This window comes from Bradyrhizobium sp. USDA 4541 (assembly GCF_024171085.1).
Taxonomy (GTDB): domain Bacteria; phylum Pseudomonadota; class Alphaproteobacteria; order Rhizobiales; family Xanthobacteraceae; genus Bradyrhizobium; species Bradyrhizobium australafricanum.
Window position 1 is genome coordinate 2,636,645 of sequence record NZ_JALJZF010000001.1, and the last position, 18,080, is coordinate 2,654,724.

Genomic DNA, 18,080 nt, shown 5'->3' on the forward strand with positions numbered 1-18,080 from the left:
GCTCTAATGGATCGTGGTTGCCACGATCCCATTTCCATCGATGCGACGAAGGCGGCTATCGGCCGCCTGTGGAATTATCCCTTGCGGGCCGGCGTCACTTCGGTGACGTGTCCCATCTTGCGGCCGGGGCGCGGCGTGCCCTTGCCGTACAGATGCACTGTGGCGCCGGGAACGGTGAGCCACTGCTCGTAGCTCAGGATGTCGTCGCCGATCAGGTTGGTCATGACGACGTCGCCGTGGCGCACCGGCTTGCCCAGCGGCCAGCCGGCGATCGCGCGGATGTGCTGCTCGAACTGTGAGATCGAGGCGCCGTCGAGCGTCCAGTGACCGGAATTGTGCACGCGCGGCGCGATCTCATTGACCAGCACCGTCGCCTTGCTGCCGTTGCCGGGCACCGCGAACATCTCCACCGCGAGCACGCCGACATAGTCGAGCGCCGAGGCGATCTCTTCGGCGATCGCGCGCGCCTGCACGGCAAGCTCATCGGGGATTGCGGCCGGCGCGCGGGAAATTTTCAGGATGTGGTCGCGATGCTCGTTCTCGGTGACGTCGAAGCATTCGACTTCGCCGGACGCGGAGCGGGCCGCGATCACCGAGATCTCGCGCTCGAACGGCACGAAGGCCTCGAGGATGGCCGACTTGGTGCCGAGGTCCTCCCAGACCTGTTCGAGGTCATCGCCCTCGCGGATGATGGCCTGGCCCTTGCCGTCATAGCCGAAGCGGCGGGTCTTGATCACCGCGGGCAGGCCGATGCGTTCGATTGCCGTGCGCAGCGTGCCGACCGAGGACACGTCGGCGTAGTCGGCCGTGCCGATGCCGAGCTTGCTGATGAAATCCTTCTCGATCAGCCGGTCCTGCGTGGTCTCCAGGATCTTGTAGGCCGGCAGCACCGGGCGCCGCGCGGCGAGCACCATCGCGGTCGCGGCCGGGACATTCTCGAACTCATAGGTGACGACGTCGACATCGTTGGCGAACAGTTCGAGCGCCTCGACGTCGGCATATTCCGCGCAGGTCGCGTTCTGCACCACGTCGAACGCCGGGGAGTCCGGATCCGGCGAAAACACCTGGCAGCGGAGCCCGAGGCGCGCCGCGGCCATCGCCAGCATCCGGCCCAATTGTCCGCCGCCGAGGATTCCAATGGTGTCGCCCGGCTTCAGCTTCACTGCGTTCGAAGCCGTCACGCCGCGCCCTCCGGATGCTCGTTGACCGCGTCGGTCTGCTGCTTGCGCCAGGCCGCAAGGCGGGCCGACAGAGCCGGATCGTTGAGTGCGAGCACGCTCGCCGCGAGCAACGCGGCATTGATCGCGCCGGCCTTGCCGATTGCCAGCGTTCCGACCGGGACGCCGGCCGGCATCTGCACGATCGAATAGAGCGAATCGACGCCCGACAGAGCCTTCGACTCGACGGGAACCCCGAACACCGGAAGCTCCGTCAGCGCGGCCGTCATGCCCGGCAGATGGGCGGCGCCGCCGGCGCCGGCAATGATCACCTTGTGGCCGGCTGCCTTGGCGCCCTTGGCAAAGGCATAGAGCCGATCCGGGGTGCGGTGGGCCGAAACGATGCGCGTTTCGCAGGCCACGCCGAGCGCAGCCAGCGTCTCGGCGGCATGGCGCATGGTTTCCCAGTCGGACTGACTTCCCATGATGATGGCGATCGGAGCGGTCATCTCTTCAATTCTGTGCAGGAATCCAAAAGCATAGGCCGATTATAGGGACGGCCCGGGCGTCATCCAAGGCGTGGCAAGGGAGTTAGAATGGACTATCCTGTCTTGGTGAATCCCGGCAAGCCTTCATAAGCAGGCCTCAACAAGGATGCGCATGAAGAAGAAGACGACGTCGGCCGCCTCCGGGGCCGCGAAACGACGGAAAGGCGCGCCCGCCGCGCGCAAATCCAGGCCGGGCAAGACTGCAGCCAAGCGGGCTGGAACCAAACGGGCTGGAACCGGAGCTTCCACGCGAGGCGCGGTCGCATCCGGCGACAAATCGACCATCCGCAGCTTGCGGGCGCAGCTGGCGCGGGCGCAGGCCCGGATCGAGGAGCTGCAGGCCTCCGCCGAGACCGACTTCCTGCTCGACATCTTCAACCGGCGCGGATTCGAGCGCGAGCTCGCCCGTTCGCTCTCCTTCATCAAGCGTTATCAGGCCTCCGGTGCGCTGATCGTGCTCGACGTCGATCGCCTCAAGCCGATCAACGATGCCTTCGGCCACGCGGCGGGCGACGAGGTGCTGAAGGCGATCGTTGCCGCGATATCGGATCAGGTGCGCGCTTCCGATGTGATCGGCCGTCTCGGCGGTGACGAGTTCGCCGTGCTGCTGTGGAATCTCAGCGAGATCGATGCCCGCGCCAAGGCGGCTGCGCTGGAAGAGGCGATCGATCGGTTGACCTTCATGTTTCGTAACAGCCAGGTCACCGCAGGCGCCTCCGCGGGCGTTGCTATCCTTACCGCGCACTCGGATATCGATCGCGTGCTCGATGAGGCCGACCGTGCGATGTATGTGCGCAAGGCCCAGCGGCGCCACGAATCCCGAGAACTATAACGCGCTCAAATCCTCCGGCACATTTCCGTAAGCACGCAACAGCTTGGCATCGCCGAATTCGCCGATCGCAGGATCGCCGGTGCGGCTGAACGCGACGGCGCCGATGCTGCCGGGCATCCGCGACATGGTCTCCGCGCGGCGCAGCGCGACCGCCGAGCTCTGGCATTCCTCGGCATTGCCGGCGACCGGCGTGCCGTCATCATCCTGCATGAAGGGCAGTGCCACGTAATACGTTACATCGGCCATCGCTGTGCTCCCTGAAGATCAGGCCAAGGATCAGGCGGCATCGCTCGCCGCCCGGGTCTGCGCCGGCACGCAGCCGGCGGTGATCGCGGCCTGCAATTCCTCAAGCTCGGCTTCCAGATATTCGTTGGCCATGATCAGCGCCTTGATGGTGCTGCGCAGGTTGCCGTCGCACATCGCGATCGCCTGATCGCAGGCCTTCTCGTAGCGGCTGTTGTCGGGCAGGGAAGGCGGTGCGGACATGGCGAAACTCCCTCTGATGGCTGGCGGCTGGGCTGGCATGTTCTCTTTTTGTTCATGTGGAGTCAAGCGCCGGGAAACCGCCTTCCGTCCGTTGCCGCGAACGTGAAGCCGGCGAGGCGCTGTGGATGACGGGGAAAACCGTCGCCCGGTCTGAACCGGAAGCGCCGAACCGCGAAGGCCCGCGCCGCGGCACGCGTCAGGCAATGATGTCGGGCGTGATCTGGTCTTCGATAAAGGCGATGCGATCGCGCAGTTGCAGCTTCCGCTTCTTCAAGCGCTGCAGCATCAAGAGATCCGGCGCCGGCGACTGATGCAGCGCGTCGATCGCGGCATCGAGGTCGCGGTGCTCTTGTTGCAGCCGCGCGAGTTCGGCGATTAGTTCGCGCTCATCCTGATCGTTCATGGTTGTGTATTAACTGATAAGCACGATAAGGTTGTTGCGGCTGAAGTCGCCGCTCGCCGGAATATCCTCCTTGAACGCGCGCCGCGCAAGCCGGACCGGTTCCATAGTCACGATTGGTTACAGATAAACCGAAATGAGTGCGTGCGGCATTTCGCGTCCCCCATCGACAGCGCCGTCCACTCGTGTACACTCGGCGGTCCGGATCGAACCTGAGGTTTAACGCACCGAGGAGTGTTCGCAATGGCAATACAGGCCCATCTCATTGAGCTGGAGCGTAAACACAAAATACTCGAGAACGAACTGCACGAAGCGCTCGTTCACCCCTCTGTAGACGACCTGCATATTTGCGAGCTGAAGCGCCGCAAGTTGATGGTCAAGGATCAAATCGAGCGGTTGAGACTGTCCGCCGACGACACGGTCCACTAGACCGCCCCCCTGCAAATTAGCAAATAGCCTGGCCTTTCACCGAGGGATGAACGCCCAAGCGCGCGCGCATCCCCCGGGAGGCCTTACTGTATTTGCTCAGAGTTCCGCCAACGCGCCGACATGGTCGGCGACCGCGAGGGACGATGTCAGTCCGGGCGATTCAATCCCGAACAGGTTGATCAGGCCCGCGACGCCGTGATCGGCCGGCGCCTGGATCAGGAAATCCTGGGTCGCCACCGCCGGCGGCACGATCTTGGGGCGGATTCCCGAATAGCTCGGCATCAGCGCGCCGTCCGGCAGGGCCGGCCAGTATTTCCGGATCGCCGGATAGAACCGCTCGGCCCGATCAGGGTCGACCGCGTAATCGATGTGATCGATCCATTGGACGTCGGGCCCGAATCTCGCCTGTCCGGCCATGTCGAGCGTCAGGTGGACGCCGAGCCCACCGGGTTCCGGCACCGGGTAGATCAGCCGCGAGAACGGCGCCCTGGCGCTGCAGCTGAAGTAATTGCCCTTGGCCAAATAGGCCGTTGGAATCAATTCGATCGGCATGCCCTCGACGTTGCGCGCGACTGCCGTCGCGCCGAGCCCGGCGGCATTGACCAGGAGATCGCAGGCCAGCGTCATCGGCGCGGCGCCGCCGGCCTCGATCTCGAACCCGTCGGCGGTGGCCCTGGCGTGGAGCAGCGGCGTATGGAAGGCGAACGCCGCCCCGGCCGCCTCGGCGTCACCGCGCAGCGCCAGCATGTAAGCATGGCTGTCGATGATCCCGGTCGAGGGCGACAGCAGCGCTGCGTCGCAATTCAGCGCCGGCTCCAGCGCGCGCGCGGCCTCGCCGGACAGAAGCTGCATGTCGTCGACGCCGTTGGCCTCGGCATGCGCGCGGATCGACTGCAGCTTCTCGGTCTCCGCAGGCGTGGTGGCCACGATCAGCTTGCCGCAATTCTTGTGCGGGATGCCGTGCTCGGCGCAGTAGCGGTAGAGCGCCCGCTTGCCGCTGACGCACATCCGCGCCATCAGGCTGCCGGCGCGGTAGTAGATGCCGGCGTGGATCACCTCGCTGTTTCGCGACGAGGTCACCGTGCCGATCCCCTCGGCCTCCTCGAGCACAATCACTTCGCGGCCGGCCTGTGCCAGCCGCCGCGCCACGGCGAGGCCGATCACCCCCGCACCGACGATCACGCAATCAACCCTGTCCATCTCGTCCTTCAGGTCCGAAAATTTCCGCCCAGCCACGCCATGACCGTTGCCGCCAACATCGTTCAGCCGATCCGGCCGCCTTGGGCAAGTGCTTATTAGGCAAGTGCTTGGGCCATCTCAAATAGTTGGGAAGCCATGCCCTGTTAGTGGAGCATTAATCATGTCAGGGCAATTGCCATAAATTAAGTCAGCATTTTCCGGTTGCATCAGTACGCGTTTACCCGATCCAAACCGCCGGAGCCGGACACTCGCCCCGGAAATCCGCGGGTGATCGATGGTTGGCAGGAAGGTGCAGGCGGGCGGGAAGAATTCGATTCCGGCAAGGGCCGTGCTCTGCCTGATCGCCGCCGTCGCGCCGTGCGCTGCAGCCCGGGCCGGCACCGGTGCGTTCGCGCCGTCGAGCTATCTAGGCAGCCTCGATCCCGGCTTGGTCTGGGAGCTGCTGATCGGCAGCGTGGTGGTGGCGTCCTTTTTCGGCGCGGTCGGGCTGTGGATCCTCTCGGCGCTGCGCAAGGCCAAGCGCGCGCAATTGCGGCGCAACGCCTTCGTCTCGTCGGCACTCAACCATTTGAACCAGGGCGTGGTGATGACCGATGCGCAGGAGCGCATCGTGTTCTGCAACGACCGCTATCTCGACATCTACGGCCTGTCGCGCGCCGACATCAGGCGCAACATGACCGGCGTCGAGCTGCTGGAACTGCGCCGCGACCGCGGCGTGCTCGACGTCAGCGCCGAGGATTTCTTCGCCAGGGCCGCGGCGCCGGAGGGACTGGTTAGCGAGCTGCCCGGCGGCAGGTCGGTGCTGGTGAAGTATTTTCCATTGCCGAACGGCGGCTCGGTCGCGACCCATCTCGATTGCACCGACCAGCGCAAGCTGTCGCGCAAGCTCGCCTCGACCACACAATTCCTGGAATCGGTGCTCGACAACGTTCCGGTCTGCGTCGCGGCCAAGAACATCGAGGACGGCCGCTACATCTTCGCCAACCGCGCATTCGAGCGCTTCTCGCGCTTCTCGCGCGATCACATCGTGGGCAAGCGCGCCGACGAGATCTTCCGCCCCGAGACCGCCGCCAGCATCGACACCGCCGACCGCGCGGCGTTGAGCGCGGCGGAAGGCTATCACCGCAGCGAATTCTTCGTCGAACGCGGTTCGGACAAGCGGATCCTCGCCTCCAACCGCGTGATCGCCCGCAACGAGGCCGGCGAGCCGGAATTCCTGATCGCGCTGTTCGAGGACGTCACCGATCGCCGCTCGCTGTCGCGCGAGCTCGAGAACAACAAGAAGTTCCTCGAGCTCGTGGTCGACAACATCCCGGTCTCGCTGATCGTGCAGCGGGTCAGCGACGGCCGCTACCTCCTGGCCAACCGCAGCGCCGAGACGATCCTCAATCGCCGCCGCGAGGACGCCGCCGGCCTGACCGCGTCCGACATCTTCAATGCGCGTGAAGCCAAGCTGATCATCGCCCGCGACGAGGCCGCGATCAGGAAGCGCAGCATGATCGCCGAGGAGCACCCGATCTCGACCAAGGACGGCCTGCGGCTGTTCCTGACCCGCCGCATGACCGTGCTCGACGATGTCGGCGAGCCGCAATATCTGATCAAGACCCATGAGGACGTCACCGACCGGCGCCAGACCGAGTCGCGGATGGCGCACATGGCCTATCATGACGGCCTGACCGATCTGCCGAACCGCGCCGCCTTCCTGCAGGCGCTGACCCAGATGATCGAGGCCTGCGACGGCACCGACGAGGAGTTCGCCGTGCTCTGCGTCGATCTCGACGGGTTGAAGGAGATCAACGACGTCTACGGCCATGCGATGGGCGACAAGGTGCTGGTCGAGGTCGCGCAGCGTCTGCAGGCCGTGGCACGCGGCGGCGTGGTGGCGCGGCTGTCCGGCGACGAATTCGGCCTCATCATCGACGGCAAGCAGCCGGTCGCCGGCATCGCGCTGGCCGAGCAGGCCGCCGAGGCGCTCGGGCAGGATTTCCTAATCGACGGCAAGTCGGTGCGAACCGGCCTCACCACAGGGATCGCGGTGTTCCCGGACAACGGATCCGACGCGGCCTCGCTGCTGGCCAATTCCGGCGCGGCGCTGTTTCGCGCCAAGGCGAAGTCGCGCGGCACGATCTCGATCTTCGAACCGGAGATGGACCAGCAGATTCGCGATCGCCGCGTGCTGCACCAGGAGCTGTCGGTCGCGATCAAGAATGGCGAATTGTCGCTCTACTACCAGCCGCAGGCCGCCGCGGGCGGCAGCGTGGCGGCCAGCCAGATCATCGGCTTCGAGGCGCTGGCGCGCTGGCACCATCCGGTGCGCGGCTTCGTGCCGCCCGGCGACTTCATTCCGCTCGCGGAAGAAAGCGGCCTGATCGTCGAGATGGGCGAATGGATTCTGCGCGAAGCCTGCCGGGAGGCGGCCTCCTGGGCGATCCCGCTGCAGGTCGCGGTGAACCTGTCGCCGGCGCAATTCACCCATGGCGACCTCGTCGGCCTCGTGCATTCGATCCTGCTCGAGACCGGGCTCACGCCGGACCGGCTCGAGCTCGAAATCACCGAGGGCGTGCTGATCGAGGATTTCGACCGCGGCCTGTCGCTGCTGCGGCGGCTGAAGGCGCTCGGCGTCCGCATCTCGATGGACGATTTCGGCAGCGGCTATTCCTCGCTGAGCTACCTGCAGGCATTTCCGTTCGACAAGATCAAAATCGACCGTGCCTTCGTCATCAATCTCGGCCGCAACCCGCAATCGGCCGCGATCGTGCGCGCGGTGATCGATCTCGGCCACGGCCTTGAAATGTCGATCGTCGCCGAAGGCGTCGAGACCGAGGCGCAGCTCGACTTTCTCGCCGAAGAGGGCTGCGACGCGGTGCAGGGCTATCTGATCGGCAGGCCGGCCCCGATCGGTCAATTCGCCGCGCTGGTCGGCGGCGACCAGCTTGCCGAAACCGTGCGCAGAGCCGGGTAATTTGGCCTGAATCGCCCGGCCGGCTGTGCTTGCCATCCGCTGCACGTCCGGCTACATCTCGACCCACCACATCATTTCAGCCGAGAAAGGAGGGCTGCGTCGTGGCGAGATACACCGATCCCCACCTCAAGCGTGGCCCCGTCAACGCCCTGCAGATGCGTTTGCAGGGCTGACCGGAAACTCGCGCTAAATCCTTCCTGGTCTGCCCTTCGTGGCCGTGCGGCGTCGACGCTTGAGCGTTCGCGCCCGCACATCAATCCCTCGCCGCGCTTCGACACGCACATCCGATGATGGCTGGACGCCTCGGGATGTTGCGATTGCCGGCAAGACCAGAGAATTGATCGTGACCCTCATCAATGTCCGCAATCTCGGCGTGACGCTGAACGCGCCGCTGTTTTCCGAACTGAATTTCGTCGTCAATGCCGGCGACCGCATCGGGCTGGTGGCCGCCAATGGCCGCGGCAAGTCCACGCTGCTGCGCTGTATCGCAGATGCGATGGAGCCCAACGAAGGCGATATAACCCGCGCGCGCGGACTGACCGTCGGCCATGTCGAGCAGGATGCGCCGCCCAGACTGCTGGATACGCCGTTCCATGCCGCCGTGCTCGAGGCGCTTCCCGGCGAGCAGCGCGCCAGCGAGGGCTGGCGGGTCGACGTCGCCTTGCAATCGCTCGAGGTGCCGGAGGAGCTGTGGACGAGACCGCTGAAGCAGCTGAGCGGCGGCTGGCTGCGGCTTGCGGTGCTCGCCCGCGTGCTGGTGACCGAGCCCGACGTGCTGCTGCTCGACGAGCCGACCAACCATCTCGACCTCGCCAAGATCGGCCGGCTCGAGGGCTGGCTGAACGCGCTGCCGCGCGAGATGCCGGTGGTGATCGCAAGCCATGATCGCGCCTTCCTCGATGCGACGACCAACCGGACACTGTTCCTGCGCCCGGAGCGGTCGCAGCTGTTCTCGCTGCCCTATACCGCGGCGCGCGCGGCGCTCGACGAATTCGATGCCTCGGACGAGCGACGCTATCAGCGCGACATGAAGGCCGTGCGGCAGCTCCGGCAGCAGGCCGCGAAGCTCAACAATCTCGGCATCAATTCCGGCAGCGACCTTCTGCTGTCGAAGACCAGGCAATTGAAGCAGCGCGCCGAGAGACTGGAGGAGACGGCGAAGCCCGCGCATCTGGAACGCTCGGCCGGAACGATCCGGCTCGCTAACCGCGACACCCATGCCAAGGTCCTGATCAGGCTGGACAACGCCGGGATCGCCACACCCGACGGCCGGATGTTGTTCAGGACCGGCCAGCAGTTCATCTGCAAGGGCGACCGGATTGCGCTGCTCGGGCCGAATGGCGCCGGCAAGACCCGCTTCGTCGCGGCGCTGCGGCTGGCGATCGAGAATGCCGCAGCGGCACCGGCCGAGATCCGGGCCACCGAGTCATTGGTGCTTGGCTATTGCGATCAGGCGCTGGCCGATCTCGCCGATAGCGACACGCCGATGCGCATGCTGACGCGGCGCTTCGAGGTCGGTGATCAGCGGGCGCGCGGCCTGCTCGCCGGTGCCGGGCTCTCGATCGAGATGCAGGGCCGACCGATCGGGCGGCTGTCGGGCGGGCAGAAGGCCCGCCTCGGCATGCTGGTGCTGCGGCTCACCCAGCCGAACTTCTATCTGCTCGACGAGCCGACCAACCACCTCGACATCGAGGGCCAGGAGGCGCTGGAGGACGAGTTGATGGAACAGCAGGCCAGCTGCCTCCTGGTGTCGCACGACCGCCAGTTCGTGCGCACGGTGGCCAACCGGTTCTGGGTGATCGAAGGCAGGAAGCTGATCGAGGTCGATGGACCGGAACAGTTCTTCGCCGCGGCCGGCGCGGACTAGCGCGTGATGGCGTCAGATTGGATAGCCGTCGCGAAGGCGGTGTGCCTCTCCCGCTCGCGGGCCGTCGCAGGAGGAGCGCTGCCAAAATATCGAAAACAACCCCATGCAAAGTAGCCGGCGGCGGCGCGGCGTTCGAGCAGGCTACTTGACACGTCGGGCAACTCAGGGGCATTATTCCAATATTCCGAAATCATGCAAGCGTACGCTCGCCCCGCAAGCGGGAAGGTGAGTGTGCCGTGATTCACCAAGACATCACGTAGTTCAGCGCCGCACCTTGACGCATTTTTCGTGCGAACCCGTCTTTTGTCCGCATTCAAATGCGATAGGCGTTGCGCATGGCGGACTATGACGTCGCGATCATCGGCGGTGGCTTGAACGGCACGAGCATTGCCCGTGATGCCGCCGGCCGCGGCCTGCGCGTGATCCTGCTGGAGCAGGGCGATCTCGGTTCCGGCGCATCGCAGGCTTCGCCGCGGCTGGTCCATGGCGATCTGGCCGGGCTGGAACGGCGGCAGTTCTTCCGCGTCCGCCGGGCGCTGAGGGAACGCGACGTGTTGCTGCGCATTGCGCCGCATCTGGTGCGGCCGGTGCGCTTCGTGATCCCGGCGCATGCCGAGGAGCGGCCGCCGTGGCAGCTGCGGTCGTTGCTGCTGCTCTACGAACGGCTGACTTCGCGCAGCGGTCTGCCGCGCTCGGCGACCCTCGATGTCACCCATCATCCGGTCGGCAATGCGCTGAAGCGGCCGTTCGGAACCGCGTTCGAATATTCCGACTGCGTCGTCGACGATTCCCGGCTCGTCGTGCTCACCGCCGTCGATGCCGCGGCGCGCGGCGCCGATATCCGCACCGGCGCGCGCGTGACCCGGGCCGAGCGCGGCGAGACCTGGCGGCTGGTCGCGATCGACCGCGGCTACCGGCGGGTGATCACGGCGCGGGCGCTGGTCAGCGCGACCGGCGCGTGGACCGCCTCGGTCGCCGACATCGTGCTGCGGGTGCCTGCGCCGCAGCTTGCGACCGTGCAGATCAGCCAGATCGTGGTGCGCCGCCTGTTCGACTGCGACAACGTCTATGTGTTTCAGAACCCTGACGGCCGGTTGATCTTCGCCAGTCCCTACGAGCGCGACTTCACCCTGATCGGCAGCGTCAGTCATCCCTTCAAGGGTGATCCGGCGGTTGTCGCAATTGGTGTGCGCGAGGAGGCCTATCTCTGCGACGCCGCCAATCGCTACTTTCGCGAACAGATCGCTCCAGTCGATGTGCTGCGGACCGTCTCCGGTGCCAATTCCGTGCCCGTGCCCGCGCGCCGGCACATGAGCGATGGCGCAGCGCTGCTCGATATCAGGCGCGGCAAGGCGCCGCTGCTTACGATCTTCGGCGGCGACGTCACCACCGCGCGGCGCCGCGCCGAGCGGACGGTGTCGGAGTTCACGCGGTTTTATCCGATGACGCCGCGCTGGACCGCAACGGCGCCGCTGCCGGGCGGCGAGTTCGCGTGGCAGCGCTTCGAGACCGAGGTCGACATCGTCCGCGACCGCTGGCGCTTCCTCGGCGAGGCACAGGCGCGGCGGCTGGTGGCCGCCTATGGGCTGAACGTCAGAGATGTTCTGGGCGACGCCAAAGAGAAGGCCGATCTCGGCCCGGCCTTCGGTCCCGAACTGACCGGCGCCGAGGTGCGCTACCTCATGCGCAAGGAATGGGCGCGCTTTGCCGACGATATCCTGTGGCGCCGCTCAAAGCTCGGGCTGACCATGCCGCAAGCCGATCGCGACGCGCTTGCGGCGTTCATGGCGAAGATGGATTGAGCTCGATTCAAACCTCCCCTTGAAAAGGGGAGGTCGCTTTGCTCGCCAGAGCAAAGCGGGTGGGGATTCTGCCTCCATGACAACCGGTGTCGTTCGTGGCCGACCCCCATCCCGACCTTCCCCCTTTCAGGGAAGGAGGAGAGCTCCAGCAGCGGCTATTGCCGGGCCGCCTCCTGTGACCAGGCGAGGTCGCGCCGGGACGGACGGCGATGCAGCCGCTCCGAGATCAGGCTCGTTGCCTGCCGGCCCTGGCCGGCGCGCAGGCATGCGACGATGAAGGTGTCCTCCCACAATTCACGTTGCGCATGGCTGCCGCCGATTCGCACCAGCTCTGGCATCAACGGCGCAAGGATGCGCACCGCGTCGTCGTGATCGCCGGCGGCGAAGGCCGCGATCCCGCGGCCGAGCCCGATCGCCGCGGGGCCCGGCGCCAGTCTGCCGTCGGCGTGCGCGTGGCCATCTCGACCAGCCGCGCCTCGAGCGCGTCGTTGTTGGTCGTGGCTGCAACCAGCGCGTGGTGCACGTCGGCGAAATGCGCACCGGCCTTCGGGAAGTAGCCGTCGCCATAGGCGGCGACATCCTTCCAATGCTGCTCGAGACCGGTCTTGCCGGCGACCGTCAGCCGCCACAGCAGCGAGGCCGTGTCGGTGAAGATATTGAGCGGCGGATAGGGGCGGCCCGCCGGCTTGATGTGCTGCTCGTAAATGTCGAGCGCGCTGTCGGCGTCGCCTTCCTCGATCGCAATCAAGGCCAGGTGCCAGGCGAGATGGCCCTGCAGGAAACTCGTCCGGTCATTCGCCGGCAGCCAGGCGGAAAGGAAGCTGCGGCCTTCCGCCGCGTCGCCCTGCTCGAACAACGCATGCGCGACCGCGTGCGCGGCGCCGGCGTTATCCGGCTTCAGCGCATAGCCGCGCTCGGTGATGGCGCGACCCGAGACGATATCGCCGGCCTCGGTTTTCGACCAGCCGAGATAGGTGAGGAACCACCAATCGTCGCCATAGTCGCCGGCGTAACGCTCGCAGACGGCAAGCCGCGCGGCGTCATGATCGGGCCGGCCGGAGAACGCATAGAGGCCGAAGGCGCCGAGCAACAGCGACAGCACCTGCGCATCGCGCGGATATTCGCTGAGATGCTGCTCGGCCGCGGCCATCGCCTTCTTGCCCTGGCCCTCGATCACAGACGCCATGATCTCGATGTGCTGGCGCTCGCGCGGGCTTGCGGCCGCGGCCAGCTGCCGTGCATCGGCCGCCTTGGCGCGGGCCTTGGCACCCTCCATGTTGAACTGGTGCACGCGGGCACGGCCGATATGGGCCAATGCGAAATCGGGGTCCTCGGCGATCGCGGCCTCGAACGCCGCATCGGCGCCATGCAGCGCCGCCAGCATGCGATCGACGCCGTCGACATAGTAGGCGGCGGCGCGGTCCGAGGTCGTCGTCAGCGGCAGGCCGTAGCGGTCGTGAATCATCGGTTGCCCTCCCGGATTTGGCTGCGGAGTCTAGCAGAGGCGCGGACGCCGACAATATTGCGGGAGATGTCCGTGAGGCGGTTGAGCCGGTGGCGATCCACCGCTAGCTTGCCGCCAGAATCGGACCTTACGGGGAATCGGGGCTGACGGACGTGACATCGGGCGAAGCGAGTGCGGAGGCGGCAAGGCCGTTGCCTGAACCGGCCGTCCCGGACATGCCGCTGCTGCGGGTCGAGGGTGTCGCCAAGTCGTTCGGCAATTTCCGCGCGGTCGACAAGCTCTCGCTCGATATCCGCGCCGGCGAGTTCTTCGCGCTGCTCGGCCCGAGCGGCTGCGGCAAGACCACGCTGCTGCGCATGCTCGCCGGCTTCGAGACGCCGGACGAGGGCCGCATCCTGCTTGGCGGCAGCGACATCGCGCAGGTGCTGCCGCATGAGCGGCCCGTCAACATGATGTTCCAGAACTACGCGCTGTTCCCGCATCTGTCGGTGCGCGACAACATCGCCTTCGGTCTGAAGCGTGCCGGCATGGCGCGCGGCGACATCGCGGCCCGCGTCGCCGAGATGGTGGCGCTCGTCAAGCTCGAGGGGATGGAGAAGCGCAAGCCCGACCAGCTCTCCGGCGGACAGCGGCAGCGCGTCGCGCTGGCGCGCTCGCTGGCGCGGCGCCCGCAGGTGCTGCTGCTCGACGAGCCGCTCGCGGCGCTCGACAAGAAGCTGCGCGAGAGCACGCAAGGAGAGCTAATGGAGTTGCAGCGCCGGCTCGGCATGACCTTCATCATCGTCACCCACGACCAGGAGGAGGCGATGACGATGGCCGGCCGCATCGGGGTGATGGATGCCGGCCGTCTGGTCCAGGTCGCCACCCCGCGCAATCTCTACGAGGCGCCGGCCTCGCGCTGGATCGCCGAGTTCGTCGGCGACATCAATCTGTTCAACGGCGAGGTCACGTCCCGCGAGAACGGGCGCCTGACGGTCGCGACGGCTGATGCGGGCAGGCTGGCGGTCAGCGAGCTGTGGCCGCCGGTGACCAGGCAGGTCGTTGCCGTCGCGATCCGCCCCGAGAAGGTGAAGCTGTCGCGCCGCGCGCCGGCAACGGACGGCGGCGCGTCGCAGGCGATCAACCGGCTGGAGGGCGTCGTCACCGACGTCAACTATCTCGGCGGCGTGACCAGCTACCGGGTGAAGCTGGAGACGGGCGCGGTGGTGCGCGCGTCGATGGCCAACACCGCGCGGCTCGATGTAGATGCCTATCTCGCCGGCCAGCGTGTGGTGGCATGGTTCACCGCCGACGATTGCCTGGTGCTCGAACAATGAGCGCGCGCCGCATCTTCGCCCGGCCGGCGCGGTTCGCCGCGATCGCGCCCTATCTGTGGATGGTGCTGTTCTTCCTGGTGCCGTTCGGCTTCGTGCTGAAGATCAGCCTGTCGCAGACCGCGATCGCGCAGCCGCCCTATACGCCGGTGTTCGAGTTCACTGAGGGCCGCGCGGCGCTGGCCGCGGCGTTCGCGCAATTGTCGTTCGACAATTTCCGCCTGCTGATCTCGGACAATCTCTACATCCTGTCCTATCTGCGCAGCCTCGTCGTCGCGGTGACCGCGACGCTGATCCTGCTCCTGATCGGTTATCCCATTGCCTACGGCATGGCGCGGTTGCCGCAGCGTTGGCAGGGCGTGGCGATGATGCTGGTCATCGTGCCGTTCTGGACCTCGTTCCTGATCCGCATCTATGCCTGGATCAACATCCTGCAGCATGACGGCCTGCTCAACCAGGTTCTGCTGGCGCTGCACATCGTGTCCGCGCCGGTGGTTTGGCTGTCGACGGACAGCGCGATGTATCTCGGCATCGTCTATTCCTATCTGCCGTTCATGATCCTGCCGCTCTATGCGACGCTCTCCAGGATGGACGCGTCGCTGCTGGAGGCCGCGGGCGATCTCGGCGCCTCGCCGTTGCAGGCGTTCTGGCTGGTGACATTCCCGCTGTCGCTGCCCGGCGTCGGCGCCGGCGCGCTGCTCTGCTTCATTCCTGTTGTCGGCGAGTTTGTGATCCCCGACCTGCTCGCCGGCTCCAACTCGCTGATGATCGGGCAGACGCTGTGGCTCGAGTTCTTCACCAACAAGGACTGGCCGGTCGCATCGGCCGCCGCGGTCGCCTTGTTGCTGCTGCTGGTGCCGCCGCTCGTACTCTACGATCGCCTGCAGCGGCGTCAGCTCAAGGCCAACAGCTGATGGCGCGCCCCGTCACCAGGCTCACCAGGCTCACCCGCTTCAACATGACGTCGCTGGCGCTCGGGCTGGCGTTCCTCTATCTGCCGATCGTCATCCTCGTGATCTACTCGTTCAACGCCTCGCGGCTGGTGACGGTGTGGGGCGGCTGGTCGCTGCGCTGGTACCGCGAGTTCTTTGGCGACCGCGCCATGCTGGAAGCGGCGTGGATGAGCCTGTCGGTCGCCGCGGTGTCGGCGACGCTGGCGACACTGCTGGGCACGCTGGCGGCGATCGGGCTGGCGCGCGGCGAGCGGTTCCAGGGCCGGGCACTGTTCTCCGGCATGTTGTATTCGCCGCTGGTCATGCCCGAGGTGATCTCCGGCCTGTCGCTGCTGCTTTTGTTCGTGGCGCTCAATGCCGAGCGCGGGTTCTGGACGGTGACGATCGCCCACACCACGCTGACGATGTGCTTCGTCACGGTCGTGGTGCAGTCGCGCCTCGCCACGCTCGACCGCAGCCTGGAGGAGGCCGCGATGGACCTCGGCTGCGATCCGGTGCGGGCGTTCCTCCTGGTGACGCTGCCGCTGATCGTGCCGGCGATCGTGGCGGGGTGGATGCTTGCCTTCACGCTGTCGCTCGACGACGTCGTGATCGCGAGCTTCACCACCGGCCCGGGTTCGGCGACGCTGCCGATCCGGATCTATTCCGAGGTCCGGCTCGGAGTGAAACCCGAGATCAACGCGATCTGCACGCTGGGGATCGCGCTGATTGCCGTGATCATCGTGATTGCCTCGTTCGCCTCGAAACTGTCGAGCGCGCGCGGCGAGAGCGCCGCGCCGCTGTAATTTCCGTCATTCCGGGGCGATGTGAAACATCGAACCCGGAATCTCGAGATTCCGGGTCTGGTGCTAGCGCACCATCCCGGAATGACAGCGCGTCACGACTTGACGGCGCCTGCCGTCAGCCCGCCGACCATGTAGCGCTTGAAGGCGTAATAGACCGCGGCCGGCGGCAGCGCGTAGATGAAGCCGGTGGTCATCAGGAGCTCCCACGGCGAGTCGTCCGCGGCGAGGAAGTTGCCGAGCGCAACCGGCAGCGTGATGTCGGTGTCCTTCGACAGCAGCAGGAACGCGTAGAGATATTCGTTCCAGGCGAGCAGGATCGCATAGGTGCCGACCGCGACCAGCGACGGCATCATCAAGGGCACATAGACCAGGCGGAACAGCTGCAGTGTGGTGGCGCCGTCCATCGTCGCGGCCTCGTCGAGCTCGACCGGCAGCTTGTCGGAGGCCTGCTTCAAGACCCAGATCGCGTAGGGCGCGGCGATCGTCACCATCGCGAGGATCAGCGACCAGTGATTGTTGAGCAGGCCGTAATTGCCCATGGTGCGGTACATCGGCACGGCGAGGAACGCGGCCGGAATGAAGTAGGTGAACAGCGCCAAGTTCATGACGGCGCGGCCGCCCGGCACGCGCAGCCGCGAGATCGAGAACGCGGCGGCGGTGGCGACGAACAGCGTCAGCGCACCGACCGCGAGCGCGATCACGGTCGAATTCCAGAACTGGATCCAGAAGTCGCGCAGGAAGTAATGCTGCTGGTGGAACACGATCGAGAAATTGTGCAGCGTCGGATGCGTCGGCCACAGCTTGCCGGTGAACGCGTCCTCCTTCGGCGAGATCGCGAACACGAACATGTGGTAGATCGGAATCATGGTCCAGATGAAGACCGGGATGCCGATCAGGAGCAGCTTGGCCTCGGTACCGACTTCGCGGAGGGTGGGCAGCTTCATCGCGACAACCGTTTCATCATGAAATAGACCAGCGGCAGCACGAACGGCATGGCGCAGACGATCGAGGCCATCGCCAGCGAGAGCTGGTCGAGCCTGAGATAGCGGATGCCGAGCGTCGACAGCACATGGGTGAGGTCGGCCGGCCCGCCGCCGGTGAGCAGATAGACGCTGTTGAAATCGCCCAGCGTCCAGATCATCGAGAGCAGCGTGCAGGTGATGTAGAGCGTCTGCATCGACGGCCAGGTGATGTAGCGGAATTTCTGCCACCAATTGGCGCCGTCGACGTCGGAGGCCTCGTACAGATCGTGCGAGATCGCGAGCCGTCCGGTCAGCAGGATCAGCGTCCAGAACGGCAGCGACTTCCAGATGTGGACACCGATCGCCATTGCGAGCGCGACCGCCGGATCGTTCAGCCAGTTCGGGCCGTCATCGCCGGTGAACTTGAAGATCAACTGGTTGACCACGCCCCATTCGGGATTGAGCATGAAGCGCACCGACAGGATGGTCGGGATCGACGGCACCGCCCAGGGCAGGATGAAGATGACGGACAGCCATCTGATCCAGGGCCGCTGCTGGGCGAAGAAGCCCGACAGGAACAGCGCGATCAGCATCTTGATGTTGATGCCGATGACCAGGAAGATCAGCGTGTTGACCGCCGCGCGCGCGAAGATCGGGTCATGATAGAGTGCGACATAGCTCGCCGGATGGCGCGCCAGCCACAGGCCGTAGCCGACCGGATAGACCACGAAGGCGAGGAAGACGAGCAGATAGGGCGCGAGCAGCGCGATGCCCCAGACCTGCGGCGGCGACAGCCGCGCCGACAACGGCGGCGAGGGCGCATCGGATGCGGAGAGTGTGATCGCCATTCGGTTACTCTAAGATGTCGCCTACGTCGTCGTCCCGGCGAAGGCCGGGACCCATAACCACAGGGCCCGGC

Annotated in this window: 18 protein-coding genes; 8 read left to right on the plus strand and 10 right to left on the minus strand. The window is 66.0% G+C overall.

The window, feature by feature from the left end:
• Window positions 1-74: 74 nt before the first annotated feature.
• Together J2R80_RS12255 and purE are read right to left on the minus strand one after the other, a co-directional pair.
• Complete coding sequence (locus J2R80_RS12255) at window positions 75-1,181, minus strand: 5-(carboxyamino)imidazole ribonucleotide synthase (RefSeq protein ID WP_253638619.1); 1,107 nt, start codon at window positions 1,179-1,181, stop codon at window positions 75-77.
• The gene (gene purE, locus J2R80_RS12260; protein WP_028335999.1) at window positions 1,178-1,666 is read right to left on the minus strand and encodes a 5-(carboxyamino)imidazole ribonucleotide mutase; all 489 of its coding nucleotides are present in this window, start codon (window positions 1,664-1,666) and stop codon (window positions 1,178-1,180) included. Before purE ends, J2R80_RS12255 begins: the two co-directional genes overlap by 4 nt.
• A gap of 145 nt (window positions 1,667-1,811) precedes the next feature.
• On the opposite strand from purE, the gene J2R80_RS12265 reads away from it, so the two are divergent.
• The gene (locus J2R80_RS12265; RefSeq protein ID WP_057019015.1) at window positions 1,812-2,537 is read left to right on the plus strand and encodes a GGDEF domain-containing protein; all 726 of its coding nucleotides are present in this window, start codon (window positions 1,812-1,814) and stop codon (window positions 2,535-2,537) included.
• Here the strand turns inward: J2R80_RS12265 and J2R80_RS12270 are convergent.
• The 3 genes from J2R80_RS12270 to J2R80_RS12280 form a co-directional block, all read right to left on the minus strand.
• Complete coding sequence (locus tag J2R80_RS12270; protein WP_018268738.1) at window positions 2,532-2,783, minus strand: hypothetical protein; 252 nt, start codon at window positions 2,781-2,783, stop codon at window positions 2,532-2,534. The two genes, J2R80_RS12265 and J2R80_RS12270, sit on opposite strands and share 6 nt — an antisense overlap.
• A 30-nt stretch (window positions 2,784-2,813) precedes the next feature.
• Window positions 2,814-3,023: a hypothetical protein gene (locus J2R80_RS12275; RefSeq protein ID WP_028336001.1), complete on the minus strand. Its 210-nt coding sequence runs from the start codon at window positions 3,021-3,023 to the stop codon at window positions 2,814-2,816.
• Between the two features lie 196 nt (window positions 3,024-3,219).
• The gene (locus J2R80_RS12280) at window positions 3,220-3,426 is read right to left on the minus strand and encodes a YdcH family protein (RefSeq protein WP_016847372.1); all 207 of its coding nucleotides are present in this window, start codon (window positions 3,424-3,426) and stop codon (window positions 3,220-3,222) included.
• A gap of 240 nt (window positions 3,427-3,666) precedes the next feature.
• On the opposite strand from J2R80_RS12280, the gene J2R80_RS12285 reads away from it, so the two are divergent.
• Window positions 3,667-3,852: a YdcH family protein gene (locus tag J2R80_RS12285; protein ID WP_016847370.1), complete on the plus strand. Its 186-nt coding sequence runs from the start codon at window positions 3,667-3,669 to the stop codon at window positions 3,850-3,852.
• Between the two features lie 96 nt (window positions 3,853-3,948).
• On the opposite strand, the gene J2R80_RS12290 is transcribed toward J2R80_RS12285, so the two are convergent.
• On the minus strand, window positions 3,949-5,052 hold the full coding sequence (locus tag J2R80_RS12290; protein ID WP_057019051.1) for an NAD(P)/FAD-dependent oxidoreductase: 1,104 nt from the start codon (window positions 5,050-5,052) through the stop codon (window positions 3,949-3,951).
• 274 nt (window positions 5,053-5,326) lie between these two features.
• Here J2R80_RS12290 and J2R80_RS12295 point away from each other — a divergent pair, with 274 nt between their 5' ends.
• The 3 genes from J2R80_RS12295 to J2R80_RS12305 all read left to right on the plus strand — a co-directional run bounded on the left by J2R80_RS12295 (window position 5,327) and on the right by J2R80_RS12305 (window position 11,683).
• Window positions 5,327-8,014 (plus strand): EAL domain-containing protein, encoded by a 2,688-nt coding sequence (locus tag J2R80_RS12295; protein WP_141342312.1) that lies wholly within the window; start codon window positions 5,327-5,329, stop codon window positions 8,012-8,014.
• A 343-nt stretch (window positions 8,015-8,357) separates the two neighbouring features.
• Entirely contained in the window at window positions 8,358-9,881 is a 1,524-nt protein-coding gene (locus J2R80_RS12300) for an ABC-F family ATP-binding cassette domain-containing protein (protein ID WP_229191708.1), read from the plus strand.
• 335 nt (window positions 9,882-10,216) lie between these two features.
• Window positions 10,217-11,683 carry a glycerol-3-phosphate dehydrogenase gene (locus J2R80_RS12305; RefSeq protein WP_253638620.1) on the plus strand — a complete coding sequence of 489 codons (1,467 nt, stop codon included), beginning with the start codon at window positions 10,217-10,219 and terminating at the stop codon, window positions 11,681-11,683.
• A gap of 155 nt (window positions 11,684-11,838) precedes the next feature.
• Here J2R80_RS12305 and J2R80_RS43430 read toward each other — a convergent pair whose 3' ends face one another.
• Together J2R80_RS43430 and J2R80_RS12310 are read right to left on the minus strand one after the other, a co-directional pair.
• Window positions 11,839-12,021 carry a hypothetical protein gene (locus J2R80_RS43430; RefSeq protein WP_309143749.1) on the minus strand — a complete coding sequence of 61 codons (183 nt, stop codon included), beginning with the start codon at window positions 12,019-12,021 and terminating at the stop codon, window positions 11,839-11,841.
• A complete protein-coding gene (locus tag J2R80_RS12310) occupies window positions 12,021-13,148 on the minus strand; it encodes a tetratricopeptide repeat protein (protein ID WP_309143750.1) in 1,128 nt (375 codons plus the stop codon). The genes J2R80_RS43430 and J2R80_RS12310 overlap by 1 nt, the downstream gene beginning before the upstream one ends.
• Before the next feature lie 215 nt (window positions 13,149-13,363).
• Here J2R80_RS12310 and J2R80_RS12315 point away from each other — a divergent pair, with 215 nt between their 5' ends.
• From J2R80_RS12315 to J2R80_RS12325, 3 genes are read left to right on the plus strand one after another with little or no spacing between them, the layout of a single operon-like run.
• Window positions 13,364-14,464, plus strand: a complete 1,101-nt coding sequence (locus J2R80_RS12315) for an ABC transporter ATP-binding protein (protein WP_253590554.1) — start codon at window positions 13,364-13,366, stop codon at window positions 14,462-14,464.
• Complete coding sequence (locus tag J2R80_RS12320; RefSeq protein WP_057019022.1) at window positions 14,461-15,375, plus strand: ABC transporter permease; 915 nt, start codon at window positions 14,461-14,463, stop codon at window positions 15,373-15,375. Before J2R80_RS12315 ends, J2R80_RS12320 begins: the two co-directional genes overlap by 4 nt.
• Window positions 15,375-16,199 carry an ABC transporter permease gene (locus tag J2R80_RS12325; protein ID WP_253638621.1) on the plus strand — a complete coding sequence of 275 codons (825 nt, stop codon included), beginning with the start codon at window positions 15,375-15,377 and terminating at the stop codon, window positions 16,197-16,199. Before J2R80_RS12320 ends, J2R80_RS12325 begins: the two co-directional genes overlap by 1 nt.
• A 92-nt stretch (window positions 16,200-16,291) precedes the next feature.
• Here J2R80_RS12325 and J2R80_RS12330 read toward each other — a convergent pair whose 3' ends face one another.
• Together J2R80_RS12330 and J2R80_RS12335 are read right to left on the minus strand one after the other, a co-directional pair.
• Window positions 16,292-17,143 carry a carbohydrate ABC transporter permease gene (locus J2R80_RS12330; protein ID WP_057019024.1) on the minus strand — a complete coding sequence of 284 codons (852 nt, stop codon included), beginning with the start codon at window positions 17,141-17,143 and terminating at the stop codon, window positions 16,292-16,294.
• Entirely contained in the window at window positions 17,140-18,009 is an 870-nt protein-coding gene (locus tag J2R80_RS12335) for a carbohydrate ABC transporter permease (protein WP_253638622.1), read from the minus strand. The genes J2R80_RS12330 and J2R80_RS12335 overlap by 4 nt, the downstream gene beginning before the upstream one ends.
• Between the last annotated feature and the right edge of the window lie 71 nt (window positions 18,010-18,080).

Excerpts from the sequence above, each read along its gene's own strand:
- J2R80_RS12290 (WP_057019051.1), bottom strand. The coding sequence starts at position 5,052 with ATGGACAGGGTTGATTGCGTGATCGTCGGTGCGGGGGTGATCGGCCTC.
- J2R80_RS12310 (WP_309143750.1), bottom strand. The coding sequence starts at position 13,148 with ATGATTCACGACCGCTACGGCCTGCCGCTGACGACGACCTCGGACCGC.
- J2R80_RS12320 (WP_057019022.1), top strand. The coding sequence starts at position 14,461 with ATGAGCGCGCGCCGCATCTTCGCCCGGCCGGCGCGGTTCGCCGCGATC.
- J2R80_RS12275 (WP_028336001.1), bottom strand. The coding sequence starts at position 3,023 with ATGTCCGCACCGCCTTCCCTGCCCGACAACAGCCGCTACGAGAAGGCC.
- J2R80_RS12325 (WP_253638621.1), top strand. The coding sequence starts at position 15,375 with ATGGCGCGCCCCGTCACCAGGCTCACCAGGCTCACCCGCTTCAACATG.
- J2R80_RS12265 (WP_057019015.1), top strand. The coding sequence starts at position 1,812 with ATGCGCATGAAGAAGAAGACGACGTCGGCCGCCTCCGGGGCCGCGAAA.
- purE (WP_028335999.1), bottom strand. The coding sequence starts at position 1,666 with ATGACCGCTCCGATCGCCATCATCATGGGAAGTCAGTCCGACTGGGAA.
- J2R80_RS12335 (WP_253638622.1), bottom strand. The coding sequence starts at position 18,009 with ATGGCGATCACACTCTCCGCATCCGATGCGCCCTCGCCGCCGTTGTCG.
- J2R80_RS12330 (WP_057019024.1), bottom strand. The coding sequence starts at position 17,143 with ATGAAGCTGCCCACCCTCCGCGAAGTCGGTACCGAGGCCAAGCTGCTC.
- J2R80_RS12285 (WP_016847370.1), top strand. The coding sequence starts at position 3,667 with ATGGCAATACAGGCCCATCTCATTGAGCTGGAGCGTAAACACAAAATA.
- J2R80_RS12270 (WP_018268738.1), bottom strand. The coding sequence starts at position 2,783 with ATGGCCGATGTAACGTATTACGTGGCACTGCCCTTCATGCAGGATGAT.
- J2R80_RS12305 (WP_253638620.1), top strand. The coding sequence starts at position 10,217 with ATGGCGGACTATGACGTCGCGATCATCGGCGGTGGCTTGAACGGCACG.
- J2R80_RS12280 (WP_016847372.1), bottom strand. The coding sequence starts at position 3,426 with ATGAACGATCAGGATGAGCGCGAACTAATCGCCGAACTCGCGCGGCTG.
- J2R80_RS43430 (WP_309143749.1), bottom strand. The coding sequence starts at position 12,021 with ATGCCAGAGCTGGTGCGAATCGGCGGCAGCCATGCGCAACGTGAATTG.
- J2R80_RS12295 (WP_141342312.1), top strand. The coding sequence starts at position 5,327 with ATGGTTGGCAGGAAGGTGCAGGCGGGCGGGAAGAATTCGATTCCGGCA.
- J2R80_RS12315 (WP_253590554.1), top strand. The coding sequence starts at position 13,364 with ATGCCGCTGCTGCGGGTCGAGGGTGTCGCCAAGTCGTTCGGCAATTTC.